The 16000-nt window shown below is 47.2% G+C and carries 15 protein-coding genes; 6 read left to right on the forward strand and 9 right to left on the reverse strand.

What is annotated here, in order from left to right; all coding sequences use genetic code 11:
* The first annotated feature begins 52 nt into the window (after positions 1 to 52).
* Positions 53 to 1144: a tryptophan--tRNA ligase gene (gene trpS, locus BM257_RS05425; RefSeq protein WP_092069403.1), complete on the forward strand. Its 1092-nt coding sequence runs from the start codon at positions 53 to 55 to the stop codon at positions 1142 to 1144.
* On the opposite strand, the gene BM257_RS05430 is transcribed toward trpS, so the two are convergent.
* Positions 1117 to 1593 (reverse strand): hypothetical protein, encoded by a 477-nt coding sequence (locus tag BM257_RS05430; protein ID WP_092069406.1) that lies wholly within the window; start codon positions 1591 to 1593, stop codon positions 1117 to 1119. The genes trpS and BM257_RS05430 overlap by 28 nt on opposite strands.
* A 176-nt stretch (positions 1594 to 1769) precedes the next feature.
* Between BM257_RS05430 and BM257_RS05435 the strand changes: the two genes are divergently transcribed.
* The 4 genes from BM257_RS05435 (at position 1770) to rbr (ending at position 4429) form a co-directional block, all read left to right on the forward strand.
* Positions 1770 to 2279 (forward strand): hypothetical protein, encoded by a 510-nt coding sequence (locus BM257_RS05435; protein ID WP_092069409.1) that lies wholly within the window; start codon positions 1770 to 1772, stop codon positions 2277 to 2279.
* A 61-nt stretch (positions 2280 to 2340) separates the two neighbouring features.
* A complete protein-coding gene (locus tag BM257_RS05440) occupies positions 2341 to 2790 on the forward strand; it encodes an NfeD family protein (protein ID WP_092069412.1) in 450 nt (149 codons plus the stop codon).
* A 59-nt stretch (positions 2791 to 2849) separates the two neighbouring features.
* Entirely contained in the window at positions 2850 to 3803 is a 954-nt protein-coding gene (locus BM257_RS05445) for an SPFH domain-containing protein (RefSeq protein WP_092069415.1), read from the forward strand.
* Positions 3804 to 3886: 83 nt separating this feature from the next.
* Positions 3887 to 4429, forward strand: coding sequence for a rubrerythrin (gene rbr / locus BM257_RS05450; RefSeq protein ID WP_092069418.1), 543 nt, complete (start codon positions 3887 to 3889; stop codon positions 4427 to 4429).
* Between the two features lie 94 nt (positions 4430 to 4523).
* On the opposite strand, the gene BM257_RS05455 is transcribed toward rbr, so the two are convergent.
* Complete coding sequence (locus BM257_RS05455; RefSeq protein WP_092069421.1) at positions 4524 to 6707, reverse strand: S9 family peptidase; 2184 nt, start codon at positions 6705 to 6707, stop codon at positions 4524 to 4526.
* A 12-nt stretch (positions 6708 to 6719) separates the two neighbouring features.
* The gene (locus BM257_RS05460) at positions 6720 to 7472 is read right to left on the reverse strand and encodes a gliding motility protein GldB-related protein (RefSeq protein WP_092069424.1); all 753 of its coding nucleotides are present in this window, start codon (positions 7470 to 7472) and stop codon (positions 6720 to 6722) included.
* Positions 7473 to 7686: 214 nt separating this feature from the next.
* Here BM257_RS05460 and BM257_RS05465 point away from each other — a divergent pair, with 214 nt between their 5' ends.
* Positions 7687 to 8925: a DUF4861 domain-containing protein gene (locus BM257_RS05465; RefSeq protein WP_092069427.1), complete on the forward strand. Its 1239-nt coding sequence runs from the start codon at positions 7687 to 7689 to the stop codon at positions 8923 to 8925.
* Positions 8926 to 8927: 2 nt separating this feature from the next.
* Here the strand turns inward: BM257_RS05465 and BM257_RS05470 are convergent, their stop codons facing one another.
* The 6 genes from BM257_RS05470 to BM257_RS05495 all read right to left on the reverse strand — a co-directional run bounded on the left by BM257_RS05470 (position 8928) and on the right by BM257_RS05495 (position 15477).
* Positions 8928 to 10421 (reverse strand): glycoside hydrolase family 10-like protein, encoded by a 1494-nt coding sequence (locus BM257_RS05470; RefSeq protein ID WP_092069430.1) that lies wholly within the window; start codon positions 10419 to 10421, stop codon positions 8928 to 8930.
* A 25-nt stretch (positions 10422 to 10446) separates the two neighbouring features.
* Positions 10447 to 11067, reverse strand: coding sequence for an HAD family hydrolase (locus tag BM257_RS05475; protein WP_092069432.1), 621 nt, complete (start codon positions 11065 to 11067; stop codon positions 10447 to 10449).
* Complete coding sequence (metH, locus tag BM257_RS05480; protein WP_369821310.1) at positions 11064 to 13775, reverse strand: methionine synthase; 2712 nt, start codon at positions 13773 to 13775, stop codon at positions 11064 to 11066. The genes BM257_RS05475 and metH overlap by 4 nt, the downstream gene beginning before the upstream one ends.
* Before the next feature lie 87 nt (positions 13776 to 13862).
* Positions 13863 to 14342, reverse strand: coding sequence for an SsrA-binding protein SmpB (gene smpB, locus BM257_RS05485; protein WP_092069435.1), 480 nt, complete (start codon positions 14340 to 14342; stop codon positions 13863 to 13865).
* 8 nt (positions 14343 to 14350) lie between these two features.
* Positions 14351 to 14854 carry a DMP19 family protein gene (locus tag BM257_RS05490; RefSeq protein ID WP_092069438.1) on the reverse strand — a complete coding sequence of 168 codons (504 nt, stop codon included), beginning with the start codon at positions 14852 to 14854 and terminating at the stop codon, positions 14351 to 14353.
* A complete protein-coding gene (locus BM257_RS05495) occupies positions 14851 to 15477 on the reverse strand; it encodes a hypothetical protein (protein WP_092069441.1) in 627 nt (208 codons plus the stop codon). The genes BM257_RS05490 and BM257_RS05495 overlap by 4 nt, the downstream gene beginning before the upstream one ends.
* Between the last annotated feature and the right edge of the window lie 523 nt (positions 15478 to 16000).

Below are 16000 nucleotides of genomic sequence, written 5' to 3' on the forward strand. Positions count from 1 at the left end.
TATCAAAAAAAAATAGTACCTTCGCAGCCAAAATTAAGAAAACAGAGAAACAATGGGAAAGATTATATTGACAGGTGACCGCCCCACAGGCAAATTGCACTTGGGACACTATATCGGATCGCTGCGCCGTCGTGTGGAACTGCAAGAGGCTGGCGACTACGAGAAAATGTTTGTATTCATGGCTGACGTGCAGGCTCTGACGGATAATGCCGACAACCCGGAGAAAATACGTCAGAACATCATCGAGGTGGCTCTCGACTACCTCTCCGCCGGTCTGAATCCGGAGAAGTGTACGTTGTTCATCCAAAGTCAGATTACGGAACTCGCTGAGTTGACGACCTACCTCATGAATTTAGTCAGCGTGAGTCGCGTGCAGCGTAACCCGACAGTGAAGACGGAGGTGAAGATGCGTGGCTTCGAGGGTGAGAGCATTCCTCTTGGTTTCTTCTGCTATCCTGTATCACAGGCTGCCGACATCACCTTGTTCAAGGCAACGACTGTTCCCGCAGGTGAGGACCAGGAGCCGATGCTGGAGGTCACTCGTGAACTGGTACGCCGCTTCAATCAAGTATATGCGCCAGTATTGGTAGAGCCGAATATCATGTTGCCGGAGAATGCCACCGCCCGTCGTCTGCCTGGTACAGACGGTAAGGAGAAGATGTCGAAGTCACTCGGCAACTGTATCTATCTCTCTGATGATGCCGATACCGTTTGGCAGAAGGTACGCTCGATGTATACCGACCCGGAGCATATCAACCTCAACGACCCCGGTCATGTGGAGGGTAACGCTGTCTTCACCTATCTCGACGCTTTCTCGAAGGATGAGGACTTTGCGAAGTTCCTGCCAGAATACCAGAACCTCGACGAGTTGAAAGACCACTACCGTCGTGGTGGTCTGGGAGATATGAAATGTAAGAAGTTCCTGAACCAGATTCTCAACGAATTCCTGGAGCCGATGCGCCAGCGCCGTCATGAGTTCGAGCAGGACATCCCGGAGATCTACAACATCCTGAGGAAAGGAACAGAACAAGCTCGTGAGACTGCTGCCCAGACGATGAGTGAGGTACGCAGCGCCATGCAGATCAACTATTTCGACGACAAGGAACTGATCCAGTCTCAGGCAGAGCGTTTCCGTGCTAAATAAAGACGCAAGCGTTCCTCTAACGACATACTCACATAGCGGCGCCACTCTGTGGTGCCGTTTTCTTTGTCGTCGAGATAATGCAGGTCGTACATGTGACCATAAGCCTCCATCTCGAAAGGATTGAGCAGATACCCCGCATTACGCAGATGCTTACGATAACGGCATGCTTTCAACCAATAGATGATGTATTTCCAGTAGAAACAAATCCATGAGTCGTGGGTCGAACGTGCCTGGTAGAGATGAATCATCTCGTGGTTCTTCATCTCATCCCATCGGTTATTGAAACGCTCCGCCTCCTCTTTGCTGTGAGTGATGATATGACCGAAGAACGTCATCCCCTCGTAGCCCTTCCGAATCCAGAAGGGAAGATTCACGGCCCGCATGTTGTCCAGTTTACTAGGACGGCGAGCACGGAACAGCAACGGGAAAATACCCAGCAGATTTGTCATGATGCTGCAAAGATACGATATTTCATTGAGAATTGAAAGACGTTCATTGAAAATTAACTATTGAGAATTGATTCGCAAAAGTTCTCTATGTGCTTTTTGCACACTTTTGCAAACACTTTTTCTTGGAGGCTACTATTTTATTTCGTATCTTTGCATCAACAAAAACGAAAAGCGATATGATACTCACCCATCGTGAAATATTCCTGCTCGTCATCTGTGCCGTCATCTACATCACCTTATTTGTAGTGACGATACAATACCACAGACGAAAGATACAGTTGCTGCAGAGCCGTCTGGACAATATCCACGCGATGCAGAAGATGGCTGTCATTGAGCAACGTGAGTACGATGTGAACACCATTTTCTCCTCACCCATATACTTGCGCATCAAACAATATATTAATGAGGGACAGAGTATGCACAACGGCGACTGGAACGAACTTGCCGAGGTGGTGAATATGGTGTACACCGGTTTTACGGAGAAACTGTACAGCCTCTATAACATGAGTCACCAGGACTACTATGTGAGTCTGCTCATCAAAGTACGTGTCTCTCCCAAAGACATAGCTACTCTCACAGCACATAGCAAGGAGAGTGTCGCCTCTACCCGCAGCCGACTCTATACCAAGGTGTTCGGCAAGAAAGGGTCCACTAAAGACTGGGATGATTTTATTCTCTCCATCTAATCAAGATGTCGAAAAATCGAAATCCCGAAATATCGAAATAACGAAACTAAAATTTAAGATTATGATAGACTATTTTATCGCAAACATGTGGCAGATCTGGGCAGTAGTGTCCATCATTTGTCTGATTCTGGAGCTCTCGTCAGGTGACTTCTTCATCATCTGCTTCTCCATCGGTGCTGTCTTCGGCATCATTGCCGCAGTCCTCGGACTGGGAATATACTGGCAGTTGCTCATTTTCTCCATCTTCTCATTGCTCAGCGTACTGTTCGTACGTCCTGTGGCACTGCGCTACCTGCATAAGAATGAGCCAAACAAACCAAGTAACGCCGATGCCTTGCTAGGACGTACGGGAAAAGTGACAGAGACAATTCCCGTCGGCGGAAGTGGTTATGTGCAGATTGACGGTGATATGTGGAAAGCTGTCAGCCATGCAGACAGTGACATATCCATTGGCACCACGGTCCGAGTCATCGGACGTGAGAGCACAATTATCACTGTGGAGGCACTGTAATCCTCGAAATATCGAAATCCTCGAAATCTCGAAATACCGAACTTAAACCTTTATAATTTATGGAATTTATGACTTACGTACTTATCGCCATCGTAATCCTGGTGATTCTCTTCGCCAAGATGGCACTTGTGATCATCCCTCAGTCGGAGACACGCATCATCGAGCGTCTGGGTCGCTACTATGCTACCCTTAACCCTGGTATCAACATCATCATCCCGTTCATCGACCGCTCTAAAGAGATTGTGGTTCTGAACCGTGGACGTTACGCCTACTCTAACTCCATCGACCTGCGTGAACAGGTGTATGACTTCCCCTCACAGAACGTGATCACGAAGGATAATATCCAGATGGAGATTAACGCCCTGCTCTACTTCCAGATTGTAGATCCCTTCAAGGCTGTGTATGAGATTTCTAACCTGCCCAACGCTATTGAGAAACTGACTCAGACCACCTTGCGTAATATCATTGGTGAACTGGAACTCGATGAGACACTAACCTCTCGTGACACTATTAACACCAAGTTGCGTGCTGTCCTGGATGATGCCACAGACAAATGGGGTGTGAAGGTCAACCGTGTTGAATTGCAGGATATCGTACCTCCCTCCACAGTACTGAACGCGATGGAGAAGCAGATGCAGGCAGAACGTAACAAGCGTGCACAGATCCTGACCTCCGAAGGTGAGAAGGCTGCAGAGATTCTTGCCTCTGAGGGTGAGAAGACCGCCATCATCAACCGTGCTGACGCTCAGAAGCAACAAGCTATCCTTCATGCCGAGGGTGAGGCACAGGCTCGTATCCGCAAGGCTGAGGCTGAGGCAAAGGCTATCGAACTGATTACCGAGGCTGTCGGCAAGAGTACGAACCCAGCCAACTACCTGCTCGCCCAGAAGTATATCCAGATGATGCAGGAGCTTGCACAGGGTGACAAGACCAAGACCGTCTATCTCCCATACGAGGCCACCAACCTGTTAGGAAGCATCGGTGGTATCAAGGATTTGTTCAAGTCTGAATAACTTTCTACATCTTTTGTTTGGTAATGTCAGATTTTTTTCGTAACTTCGCTGACACATATTTACTAATTAAAACAAATACGATTATGAAAGAACTGAAAGGAACAAAGACTGAGAAGAATCTACAAGAGGCTTTCGCTGGTGAGTCGATGGCTCGTAACAAGTATTCCTACTGGGCATCCAAAGCTAAGAAAGACGGTTACGTACAGATCGCTGCTATCTTCGAGGAGACTGCCGCCAATGAGAAGGAGCACGCCAAGATGTGGTTTAAGCTGTTAGAAGGTGGTTCCATCAAGGATACCGCTTCTAACCTGGAGGCTGCCGCAAGTGGTGAGAATTTCGAGTGGACAGATATGTATGCCCGTATGGCTAAGGAGGCACGTGAAGAGGGCTTCGACGAGATCGCTGAGAAATTCGAGGGTGTTGCCGCCATTGAGAAGGAGCATGAGGCTCGCTATCGCAAGTTGCTGGACAACGTAAAGAAGGAGCGTGTATTCTCCAAGGACGGTGATGTCATCTGGCAGTGTTCCAACTGCGGACATATCGTCGTCGGCAAGAAGGCTCCCGATGAGTGTCCCGTCTGCAACCACCCACAAGCTTACTTCCAGGTGAAAGCAGAGAATTATTAAAAAGAATTGAAGAGTTGAAAAAATGAAGAGTTGAAGATTCCCACTTCAACTCTTCATTTTTTTTATTCTTTGCAAGCAAAGCTTCTTGCGACGATTACTTCATTTTTTCCTTAAGGAAACTCACACACTGTCGGAACAAGTGGTGACGGGTGTTCCCACCACTGATATTGTGATTACGGTTAGTATAGACAAGTTGACTGAAATCTTTGTCCGCTTGTACCAACGCTTCTGTATATTCCGCTGTATTACGCAAATGAACATTATCATCAGCAGAACCGTGACAAAGTAGCAAAGCACCATGTAACTGGCTGGCACGACTGATGGGGTTCCGGTCATAACCATTAGGATTTTCCTTTGGAGTACGCATAAACCGTTCCGTATATATACTATCATAGAAACGCCAAGAAGTGACAGGGGCGATGGCGACACCTGCACGGAAGACGGGACGACCCTCAGACATAGACATCAGCGTATTGAAACCACCATAGCTCCATCCCCAGATAGCTATACGGTCCTTGTCGACATAAGACTGCTTACCCAGCCATAATGCCGTCTCCACCTGGTCATGAGCCTCCAACTCACCTAAGCGGAGATAAGTAGATTTCTCAAAATCGGCACCACGCCCACCAGTTCCACGTCCATCCACACAGACACAGAGGAAACCTTGTTGACAGAGATACTGTTCGAGGATAGCCCCCTGATTATACATACCGATATTCCATGCATCCTTTACTTGCTGACTGCCTGGTCCACTATATTGATACATGATGACAGGATAACGTTTGGAGGTATCAAAATCCGCAGGCTTGACCATCCAGCCATTGAGTTTGACACCCTCAGAGGTCGTCAGTGTGAAGAGCTCACGAGTTCCTAACTGTTCCTTTGCCAGTTTTTCCCGTAATTCTTTATTATCAACGAGAGTGGCAACCACCTTCCCGATGTTGTTACAGATTGTCACCACAGGAGGTGTGTTCAGGTTACTCCATACATGGATGAAGGATTTGTAGTCACTACTAAAAACAGCACTACTCCATCCTGCCTTGTCAGTAAGACAAACCGTCTTACCATTAGCCTGTGTCATAAAGACACGCTGGTCTGTGGCACCATACTGATGAGAGGCATAATAGACGTTTCCCGTCTGGTCGTCGACACCATAGACAGCACTCACCTCATATTCGCCCTGTTCCACCTGACGTAGCAATTGTCCGTTAAGGTTATAGAGATAAAGATGCATCCATCCGTCACGCTCACTGGGCAGGAGCATGTATTTGTCAGTCACCATAAACTGGCTCACACTCTCTTCCTTGACATATTTCGAAGTCTTGTCCTCTATCAACAACTGACTAACCGTTGACAACGGATTAGCCATATAGACACGCAGACAGTCCTGATGACGGTTCAACGTCAACACCAGCACTTTAGTGGCATCACTCGTCATTTTGATACGAGGGATATAACCATCAGCATCCACAGGAACCTGTAACTGACGAGTCTGTCTGCTGGCGATATCGAAGCTCCAAACCGTACATTTGGCATTATCGGCACCAGCCACAGGGTATTTATAAGTATAAGCGCCAGGATACTCCGTGAACTCTGTAAACTCTGGGTCCAACCCTTTATAAAGTGGCATGGAGTACTCAGCGACAGCCTTTTCGTCATAGCGTACCCAGACGAGTTTCTTGCTGTCTGCAGTGAACACCATCGCCCGATTGTTGCCGAACTCCTCCTCATTTACCCAGTCAGGAATACCGTTAATGACCTCGTTTTTCTTACCATCCTTCGTCACCTGACTCTCCGCATTATCATAAAGCAGTTTAATCAGGAAGATATTATTGTCACGAACAAAGGCAATCATCGTCCCGTCGGGTGAGAACAAAGGAGTCTGCTGTGCTCCGTTTGCTGACAACGGTACCATTTTACGACTCGCAATGGTATAGATATAATAATCAGCAGTAAAGGAATGACGGTAAATGGAATGGCGGTTGGTCTCTATGAGCATCCGCTTACCATCAGGACTCATGATATAGCCACTGATACGCTCGACCTTCGTTCCCTTTGCGTCGAAAAGAGTCTCAACAGCCTTTCCTGTCTTGAACGAATAGCGGACGATGGTCTTGCCGTCATCTCCTAACTGTGTGTAACTCTCACCATCAGACGCCGCTTCCACCCCATGAATACTCTCAGGCAGATACTGTCCGTTAGTGATTGATCTTAAATCTAGACCTCTTGCTGCCAAAGGTACAAGCATCAGCAGCAGGTATACAGTGATTTTCTTCATGATTACAGTAGTTTAATAGTAGGTATCGTTAAGCAACTGCTCAACACTGATATCCTTATGTCGTTTCATCATACTATCCACATCATCCACATGACTATTATCAAACACATGACGGTCTGTCACCTGGTTAACAACCCATTGTATCTTCCCCATGTGATGATTCCGCTGTTCTTGAGTCGGTTCCTTTACCTTTAACGGATAGATACTGAGCAAATAGAAACTCAGGCAATCTGGGATAATCATCGAACGAGTCATCAAGCGGCGTTGCCCTTCAGAATAATGCTCCACATAGAAAGGATAGTCAGCACCAAGATACTTATCCAGGGAGATACCAAGATAATTACCACCAACAATGATGCTCTGGTCGAAAGATCCTATCTGTGAATAGACCTGAGGCATCTCCAATGACGGAATTGCCTCACGGAGATGATGGAAGGCATCCGTCATCTCTTTATTAATATCATCGATATTGGCATACTGTTCCTGAACATCATTAATAAGTTGTTGCAGGATGGAGTCGCCAAAGAACTTTAAGAACTTGATATTGATATCGGGCTCGTTCACCTTTCCAATACGCAACACATCCTCTATCAAGGTCCGTGTCTGCATCGGATAGGACTTGTTCATCTGCAGGAGAGCAGAATAATCACCCGTTGTCAGATAGAGACTTTCTATGCGATCGTATCGTTCTATAGTCACACCATTATCATTTGAAGTCTCCTCATTTGACTTCAAATGCCACTCACAGCCAACACATATGAGCATCAATATAACGAGCAAAATATAGACCTTGCGCACGTTTCTTGCAACAAACTAATGTTTTAATTCTGTTAAATAACGATGCAAAAGTACTAAAAAATATTTTAAAAACAAAATTTTAACCTAAAAAAGATAAAAAAAAGTGCAATATGGTGTCTTTTTCGTTTATTTGTGTGAAATTTGCAAAGAACATACAAGCATTCTATCAAACTGAGCATCTATGAGAAAACTAATCTGTATTTCCTTGCTGTGTATATGTAGTATCACCGCATCGGCAACCCACACTATTTCTGTCTTGGTCAGCAATCCCATCAGTTCGGAACGAAAAGACCAGCCTGTCGTCATCAGTCTCAAACCCTATGGTGAGGTGCGTTCGGCACTGGTTACCGTCAATGGACAGGAGATACCCTGTCAGTTGGACGATCTTGACCAGGACGAGACCTTCGATGAGTTATGTTTCCTGGTAGACTTAAACAAAAAGGAACAAAAGAAATATACTGTCACCCTTTATGAGACAGGAGAGCCTCGCTCCTACCCTGCCCGTGTGTTTACGGAGATGGTACTTCGGAACACCAGTGACAAGAAACTGACCAAGAACAACCAGAACAACTTCATTGAGTCCATCACTGTTCGTGGTGATGCCGCTGACGCCTACCATATCCAACACCATCATGGTGTGGATTTCGAGAGTGAGCTGAACGGTATCCGTATCTATTTCGATGCCCGTCAGACACTTGACCTCTATGGTAAATACTATCAGCGGCTGGAGCTTAAAGACACCCAGTTCTATACCAATGACGAGCAGAAGGCACAAGGTTATGGTGATGACGTGCTATGGGTCGGACAGACATTCGGGTTGGGTGCCTTTCGTGGTTGGGACGGACAGAAGCCTACTCATATCGAACCAGTTCGGAGCAGGACACAGCGTATTATCAGCTATGGACCACTCCGCACCATTGTCGAGCTCTTCGACCGTGGCTGGCAAGCACCCACGACCAATACTCCTCGTATTCCCCTCAACATGACAATCCGCTACACACAATATGCCGGTCATCGTGATACGGATGTCGATGTGTTCTTCAACAAAGATGTCAGCGACTATCGTTTCTCCACAGGTGTCATCAACGTGAAAGGCTCAGAGGAGTTCTCTGACAAGAAAGGACTGAGAGCCTGCTGGGGTGCGGATTATCCTGCTGCGGACACCACCAAATGGAAACGTGAGACGGTAGGACTGGCCGTCTTGGTGCCTCAGAAGAATATCGTCAGCGAGGAGCCTGCCAACAAAGACAACTATGCTTTCGTACTACAGGTCAACGGCAAGCACATGGCATATAAAGTCAACTACACTTCTGCCAACGAGACCTTCGGCTATCACTCCGCAAAAGAGTGGTTTAACTACCTGAAGACATGGCGACGGGAAGTGGAGGATCCTGTCATCGTCAAGATAGACAACCCATAAGATTATAACCTTATCTTCTTCTTGACTCCCTTACTCTCGTTCTGCAAACGGTCAAGGGCGGTCACTACATAAACATACCTCCCCTCTGCCAACATGGTAGGAATCTCATAAAAACAGTCTGTGGTGATGGCAACAATATGGGAAGGGGCATCGGTATTGATATCCTCTCCGCGCTTAAAACAATATACGACATATTTTGTCGCTTCATCACCCCATGTCTTCCACTTAGGGGCAGTCCACATCAGCACCTGTTGCTGACCCATATTGAAGACCTTCAGTTTGCGCACCTTGCCAGGTACCTTATGGTCAATATGAGGCATCAATGGCTGGAGGGCAGGATAACGCCAATAGACATTACGGAGGGTAGTCCCATAGTTGCCGATATTATCGACAGCAGCCTTCGCATACCATAGGACAGTACCTTGTACCCCTTTGTTCTCCTGATGAAGCCGCATTTTGGCAGGCAGCTGATGACTCTTCGGATTCTGCGGATCCGCATTCTTTACAGTACGCTCCACATCCTCACCGATAAACAAAGGACGCTCTGAGGCATGTTCATTCCACCAACGTATCAACTCCTTATAATCAGCCGCTTTATGTCCTATTTCCCAATAAAGCTGAGGAACGTTATAGTCGATCCATCCTTTCTTTATCCACAGAAGGATATCCGCATACAGGTCATCATAGTTCTGCAGACCATTCGTCTTACTACCACGAGGGTCATTTTTCTGGTTACGATAGATACCGAAGGGACTTATTCCAAACTTCACCCAAGGTTTCACCCGATGAATCGTCTCATTCAACTGTTCGATAAGCAAGTCAACCTGATGGCGGCGCCAGTCGCCGATATTGGTATACCCTTGAGGATTGGCACTAAACTGTGCGCCATCGGGGATAGTTACTCCCGGAACAGGATAAGGATAGAAATAATCGTCAATGTGCAGTCCGTCGACATCATAACGCTTCAGGATGTCCTCCACGATGGTACAGATATAGTCACGATTCTCTTGCAAGGCAGGATTCAGGATCATCAGACCGTCATACTCAAAGGCACGTTCCGGATGTTGCGTACAGATATGACCAGGAGCCAGCGCATAGGCAGACTTCGTCTTGGCACGATATGGATTAATCCATGCATGCAATTCCATACCGCGTTTATGACACTGGTCTATCATCCACTGAAGCGGATCCCAGTAAGGATATGGAGCTTTTCCCTGTACCCCTGTCAGGAAATGGCTCCAAGGTTCAATATTACTTTGATAGAGGGCATCACAGGCAGGACGTACTTGGAAGATGATGGCATTCGCACCGTCTTTCTGTAACTCGTCAAGCTGGTAAGTAAGTGTCTGTTGCATCTTCGCCGTTCCAATATTCTGGAACTGTCCGTTGACACACTGTATCCACGCAGCACGGAACTCACGTTTTGGAACCTGATAAGTCTGTGCATGCAGCACCCCTGCCAAGCACAACAATATCCCGATAATATATCTCCTCATAACTTTAAACAATAAACTATCAACTTTAAACTAAAAACTTATATATTTCCTCTGTCCAGTCAGAGCCGTTCACAGGACAGAATGTGCGGAAACCGATCTGACTGGCACTGGCTACATTACGGGGACCGTCATCCACGAAAAGAACCTCATGGGGAAAAGTCTGTTCCTGACGCAGTACCTCACGGAATATCTCCTCAGAAGGTTTCATCATCTTCATCTGGTAACTCAGATAGCAATGATCGAAATAATCCTTAAGAGCATGTCCTTTTCCATCAAACGCCGGACTCATCGCCCACTCCATCATATACGAGTTGGTATTCGAGAGCAGCACGACCCGATAGCCCTGCTGACGCAGTCGTGTCACAGTATCCAGATTCCGCAGAGGCACCTCCTTGGCATATCCCTGCCAGGCATATGCACATTGTTCTGCGGTAAACTCCTTTCCCATCAACCTGCCAAGTTCTTTACGGAAATCCTCTGCGGAAATCAGTCCATGTTCCAAATCACCAAAAATACCAGTCTGTGTATAAGGGTCAAGGTATTTCTCCACCTCGACAGCCCCTATTTCCTTAAAACGCTGGATAGCCTGCGACTGGTCAATGGTGATAATTACACCCCCTAAATCAAAAGCAATCGTCTTTATCATATCTCAAAATAGTTTTTCTTCTGTTTTCTTGCCTCATCAAGAGAAAGCAGCTCATGCTGTTCCTGTTCATATTTCTCCCTCAGATGCTGATATTTCTCATCCAGCTCCCGCTCCACCTCCTGTTCTTCTTTCTTATCCAACAGGCGGGCAGCCACCAGAGCATTCTGGGAGGCATCCTTCATCCATACCACAGGACCGCCATAGACGGGAGCTATCTTCAAGGCAACATGCAACTCACTCGTCGTAGCACCACCAATCATGATAGGGATATCCAGACCAGCCCGTTGCATCTCATGAGCCACATTCACCATTTCCTCCAGGCTAGGAGTTATCAGTCCTGAGAGTCCTATAATATCCGCTTTCACCTCAATGGCTTTGCGCACTATCTGCTCAGCAGGGACCATCACACCCATGTCCACCACCTCATAGCCATTGCAGGCAAGGACGACAGCAACGATATTCTTTCCGATGTCGTGGACATCTCCCTTCACCGTAGCAAGCAACACCTTCCCTGCTTTCCTGCCTTCACCCTCCTGTTGTTGTTCTATATAAGGCTGAAGTATCTCCACCGCCTGTTTCATAGTACGTGCTGTCTTCACGACCTGTGGCAGAAACATCTTACCACTTCCGAACAAACGTCCTACCTCATTCATACCCGTCATCAACGGACCTTCTATAATCTGAACAGCCTGAGGATATTGTCGCAGTGCCTCCTCAATATCTTGTTGAAGGTAATCTCCCACCCCCTTGATGAGTGCGTGTTGCAAACGGTGGTCCACATCAGCGGAACGCCATTCCTCCTGAGGGCGGTTCTTAGCATCACCTGGCGATGATGCGTCAGGAATACCATCCTTCTTATTCTCTTGTTCCTCCAGTAAGCGGTTCGCTAACTCCGTCAGTGTCTCCGCCGCCCCCTTGCGACGATTCAGGATCACATCCTCTATCACCGTCAGTTGGTCTTGTGGGATATCACTATAGAGCACCTTCGTCGCAGGATTCACAATACCGAAATCCATTCCCTGTTGGATGGCATGATAAAGGAATACGGCATGCATCGCCTCACGAATATAATTGTTGCCACGGAAAGAGAAAGAGAGGTTGCTGACACCACCGCTGATATGAGCCCCGGGAAGGTGATTTTTGATCCACCCGGTAGCCTTGATAAAGTCTGCGGCATAACTATCATGCTCTTCCATTCCAGTCGCTACAGCAAGCACATTCGGGTCGAAGATAATATCTAACGGGTTCATACCAACACACTGAGTAAGAATACGATACGAACGTTCCGCTATCTCTATACGTCGCTCATAGCTGGTTGCTTGTCCTTGCTCGTCGAAACACATCACCACGACCGCCGCACCATAGCGCATCACATCTTTAGCATGTTGTATGAACACCTCTTCTCCCTCTTTCAAAGAGATGGAGTTGACGATACATTTTCCCTGTACACACTTCAGACCTGCCGTGATGACATTCCAGTCGGACGAGTCAATCATCACAGGAACAGAGGCGATATCCGGTTCCGCGGCAATCATACGAAGGAAAGTCACCATCTCCGTTTGGGCATCCAACAGTCCGTCATCCATGTTGATATCAATGACAAGAGCGCCATCCGCCACCTGTTTACGAGCTATTGAGATCGCCTCCTCATATTTCTTCTCCTTGATCAGTCTGAGGAACTTACGGGAACCAGCCACGTTACAACGCTCGCCGACATTGACAAAACGGACCTCAGGAGTGACGTCCAACAGTTCCAGACCACTCAGCCACATCGTCTGTGACTTCGGTGCGGGTATATGAGGTTTCCTGCCTTGAACCAACGGGATGTATTTCTCTATGAAACGCTCGTCTGTGCCGCAGCATCCACCGATGATGTTCACCAGTCCCTCGTCAACCATCCGTCCCATCTGAGGAGCCATCGACTCAGCAGTCTCATCATAGAGTCCCATAGAGTTGGGCAGTCCCGCATTCGGATAAGCACTTATATAATAAGGTGCCTTCTTTGCCAGTTGACGAAGGAACGGGAGCATCTGAACGGCACCGAACGAGCAGTTTAGTCCTACGGAGAATATCGGATAGCTACTGATACTGGCGAGGAAAGCCTCCAAGGTCTGTCCACTGAGGGTACGACCAGCAAGATCGCTAACGGTAACACTCAGCATGACAGGCAGTTCCACACCATAATGTTGCATCACCGTCATTGCCGCATCAATGGCAACCTTCGCGTTCAGGGTGTCAAAAATGGTCTCTATGAGCAAGGCGTCCACCCCACCCGCTATCAGACCGTCGATCTGTTCGCTATAGGCTGCCAACAAGTCATCATAGGTCAGTTCACGTGCCGCAGGATTACTAACATCCGGTGACATCGAACAAGTCTTATTGGTCGGTCCTATACTGCCAGCCACAAAGCGGGGTTTCTCTGATGAGGAGAACTCGTCAGCACACTGACGGGCAATACGTGCTCCCTGATAAGCCATCTCACGGGCATATTTCTCCAAATGATAATCCGCCTGTGAGACACGTTGTGAGCTGAAGGTATTGGTAGAGATGATATCAGCACCTGCCCTCAGGTATCTGCGATGGATCTCCTCCACCACATCCGGACGGGTCAGGCAAAGCATGTCATTATTGCCTTTCATCTGTCCGGGAAGACCAGCAAAGCGTTGTCCGCGGAAATCAGACTCAGACAGATGAAAGCCCTGAATCATCGTTCCTGTCGCACCATCGAGAACCAGTATCCTATCCTTGATAATATCGTTAAGCCTTTTCAATTCCAAACGTTCAATTTTCTATTGTTAATAGTGTTTCATCACGCGATCCATTTCACGCTTGTCCTCCTTCTCCTTCAGTGTCTGACGCTTGTCAAACTCCTTCTTACCCTTACAGAGTGCGATGTCCATCTTAGCACGGCCGTGCTCATCAATGAACACCAATAACGGCACGATGGTGTAACCCGTCTGTTTGGTGGCGGCATGAAGTTTCTGTATCTCCTTCTTCGTCAGCAACAGTTTACGGTCCCGCTTCATCTCATGGTTATTATACGAGCCATAGAAATAGGGAGAGATATTCATGCCTTTCACCCATATCTCCCCATTGGTAATAAAGCAATAGGTGTCCACCAGGCTCGCCTTGCCAAGACGGATGGATTTGATCTCCGTACCCGTCAAGACGATACCCGCCGTCATTGTCTCTATGAAGAAATATTCAAAAGAGGCTTTCTTATTGCGTATCTGTACAGGGCTTTTCTTCCTGATTTTCTCTTCTTCCTTATTCATTTCCTGATTTATACTATCTGAGCAAACTGTTCCAGATGACCGTCTATATACTCGGCGATCTGCGCAGTCCATGCCTCCTCATTCTCCACGAACTCATCATCCATGTCGTCGAAGGCGGGAAACTGCTCGAACAAAGCCATAAACTCCTCTTCCGTACAATCCTGCTCTATTTGTTCATGATGTTTCAGATAAAGGGTATGCGCCTCATATATCAGTTTGGAGAGGTCACGCAAGCCCCATAGTCTGACAGCCTTGGCAAACGGGTTCTTGAAGATAAATGGTCCGTAGCCATTGTGTATCAGCTGTACGAATCCGCCATCCATGACCTCCTCATGCAGCGTATCCCATGCCAGCAGTGTGATCTGGTCGGCATTCAACTGTGCCATCGTCTCCGCAGTCAACGCATGACCGATAGCCTCACGGATCGCCTTGACGAAGACACCGACAAAAGCGTCCATTCCCTCATTGGCTGCCTCACGTAACTGAGCATCACTGATCTTCACTTCTATCATAGCTCTACAATGACTTCCTCAAAATTACCTTCCTTGTTAATGACATACCTGCAGACTGCCACCTCGGACTCCTCCTCGTCATCCTCACCACGGAAGAAACTGACAAGTGTGACCTCATACTGGTTCGTGACATAATAATCCTGTCGCATCACACCCAGTCGTCCGTCTCTGTTCTCTATTTTCTGCTCATAGATACACAGACGGTCCACCAGCACATATTCCTGATTCATCGTACAGAGATAGAGCGACACATTGGTAGAGTCCAGCTTCTCAGCGACCAGCATCATGTGATAATGCCCGTGGGGTGGTAATTTACAAGCCAACAGGTCGACATTACTCTCATAGTCAAAACGACTGTTGTACGCTGTCGGCACCTTTTCCATTTGCGGAAGGTACTCCACGAACTCTGGAGAATATTTCATGGGCATGGACTTCATGGCGAGGGAATCAAAGAAAGCCACCACAGGATCAGACACGGAAGGCTTCAACAACTCCTTCTCTGCCTCTGCCCTGCGTATACTGTCTATCATCCCCGCATAGTCTGCCGCACTCTTCCTGTTACCACAAGAATATGCCGCCAGTATCATGACTGCCAGAACAAATATATATCCAATCTTCTTCATAATTGCCTGCGAAGTTACGAAAAATCAAGCAAAACACAAAGCATTTGACCGATTATTTAAAGAGAGTACCTTATAGCAGAAACGAGGAGAAGTGTTTGTAGTGTAAAGAAAATTGGTCGAAATTTATGTATGGATTTTTGCACCTTCTAGGATTGGGGGAAGCAAAAAACAGGGTTGTTGGAGGGTCAAATGGAGGAAGGCAGTACCTTCGAAGGGGTTTGGTGCCGCCTTCCTACCCGTTAGGTGCCGCCTTCTTACCCGTTAAGTGCCGCCTTCTACTGTGAAAAGAAGATACTTCTAAGGGACTTATAGGTAGGTTTTGAGGTGTTTTTCAGAGTTGGAAAAGCACAAAAACGCCGCAACTGGCTCTGTGTCAACAAAATACGATAACGGCTCTATTTTCGCGAATTTGAAACCAAGTAAGGACTTGGTGGATTTTACGCAAAACTACAGCGGTCTCTTGTAAAATATTTTACCGAAAACGTATCATGAATTCATGTCATAAAAATGATAATATTTGAGG

This window comes from Prevotella sp. tf2-5, assembly GCF_900115435.1.
In the GTDB taxonomy this organism is placed as follows: Bacteria; Bacteroidota; Bacteroidia; order Bacteroidales; family Bacteroidaceae; genus Prevotella.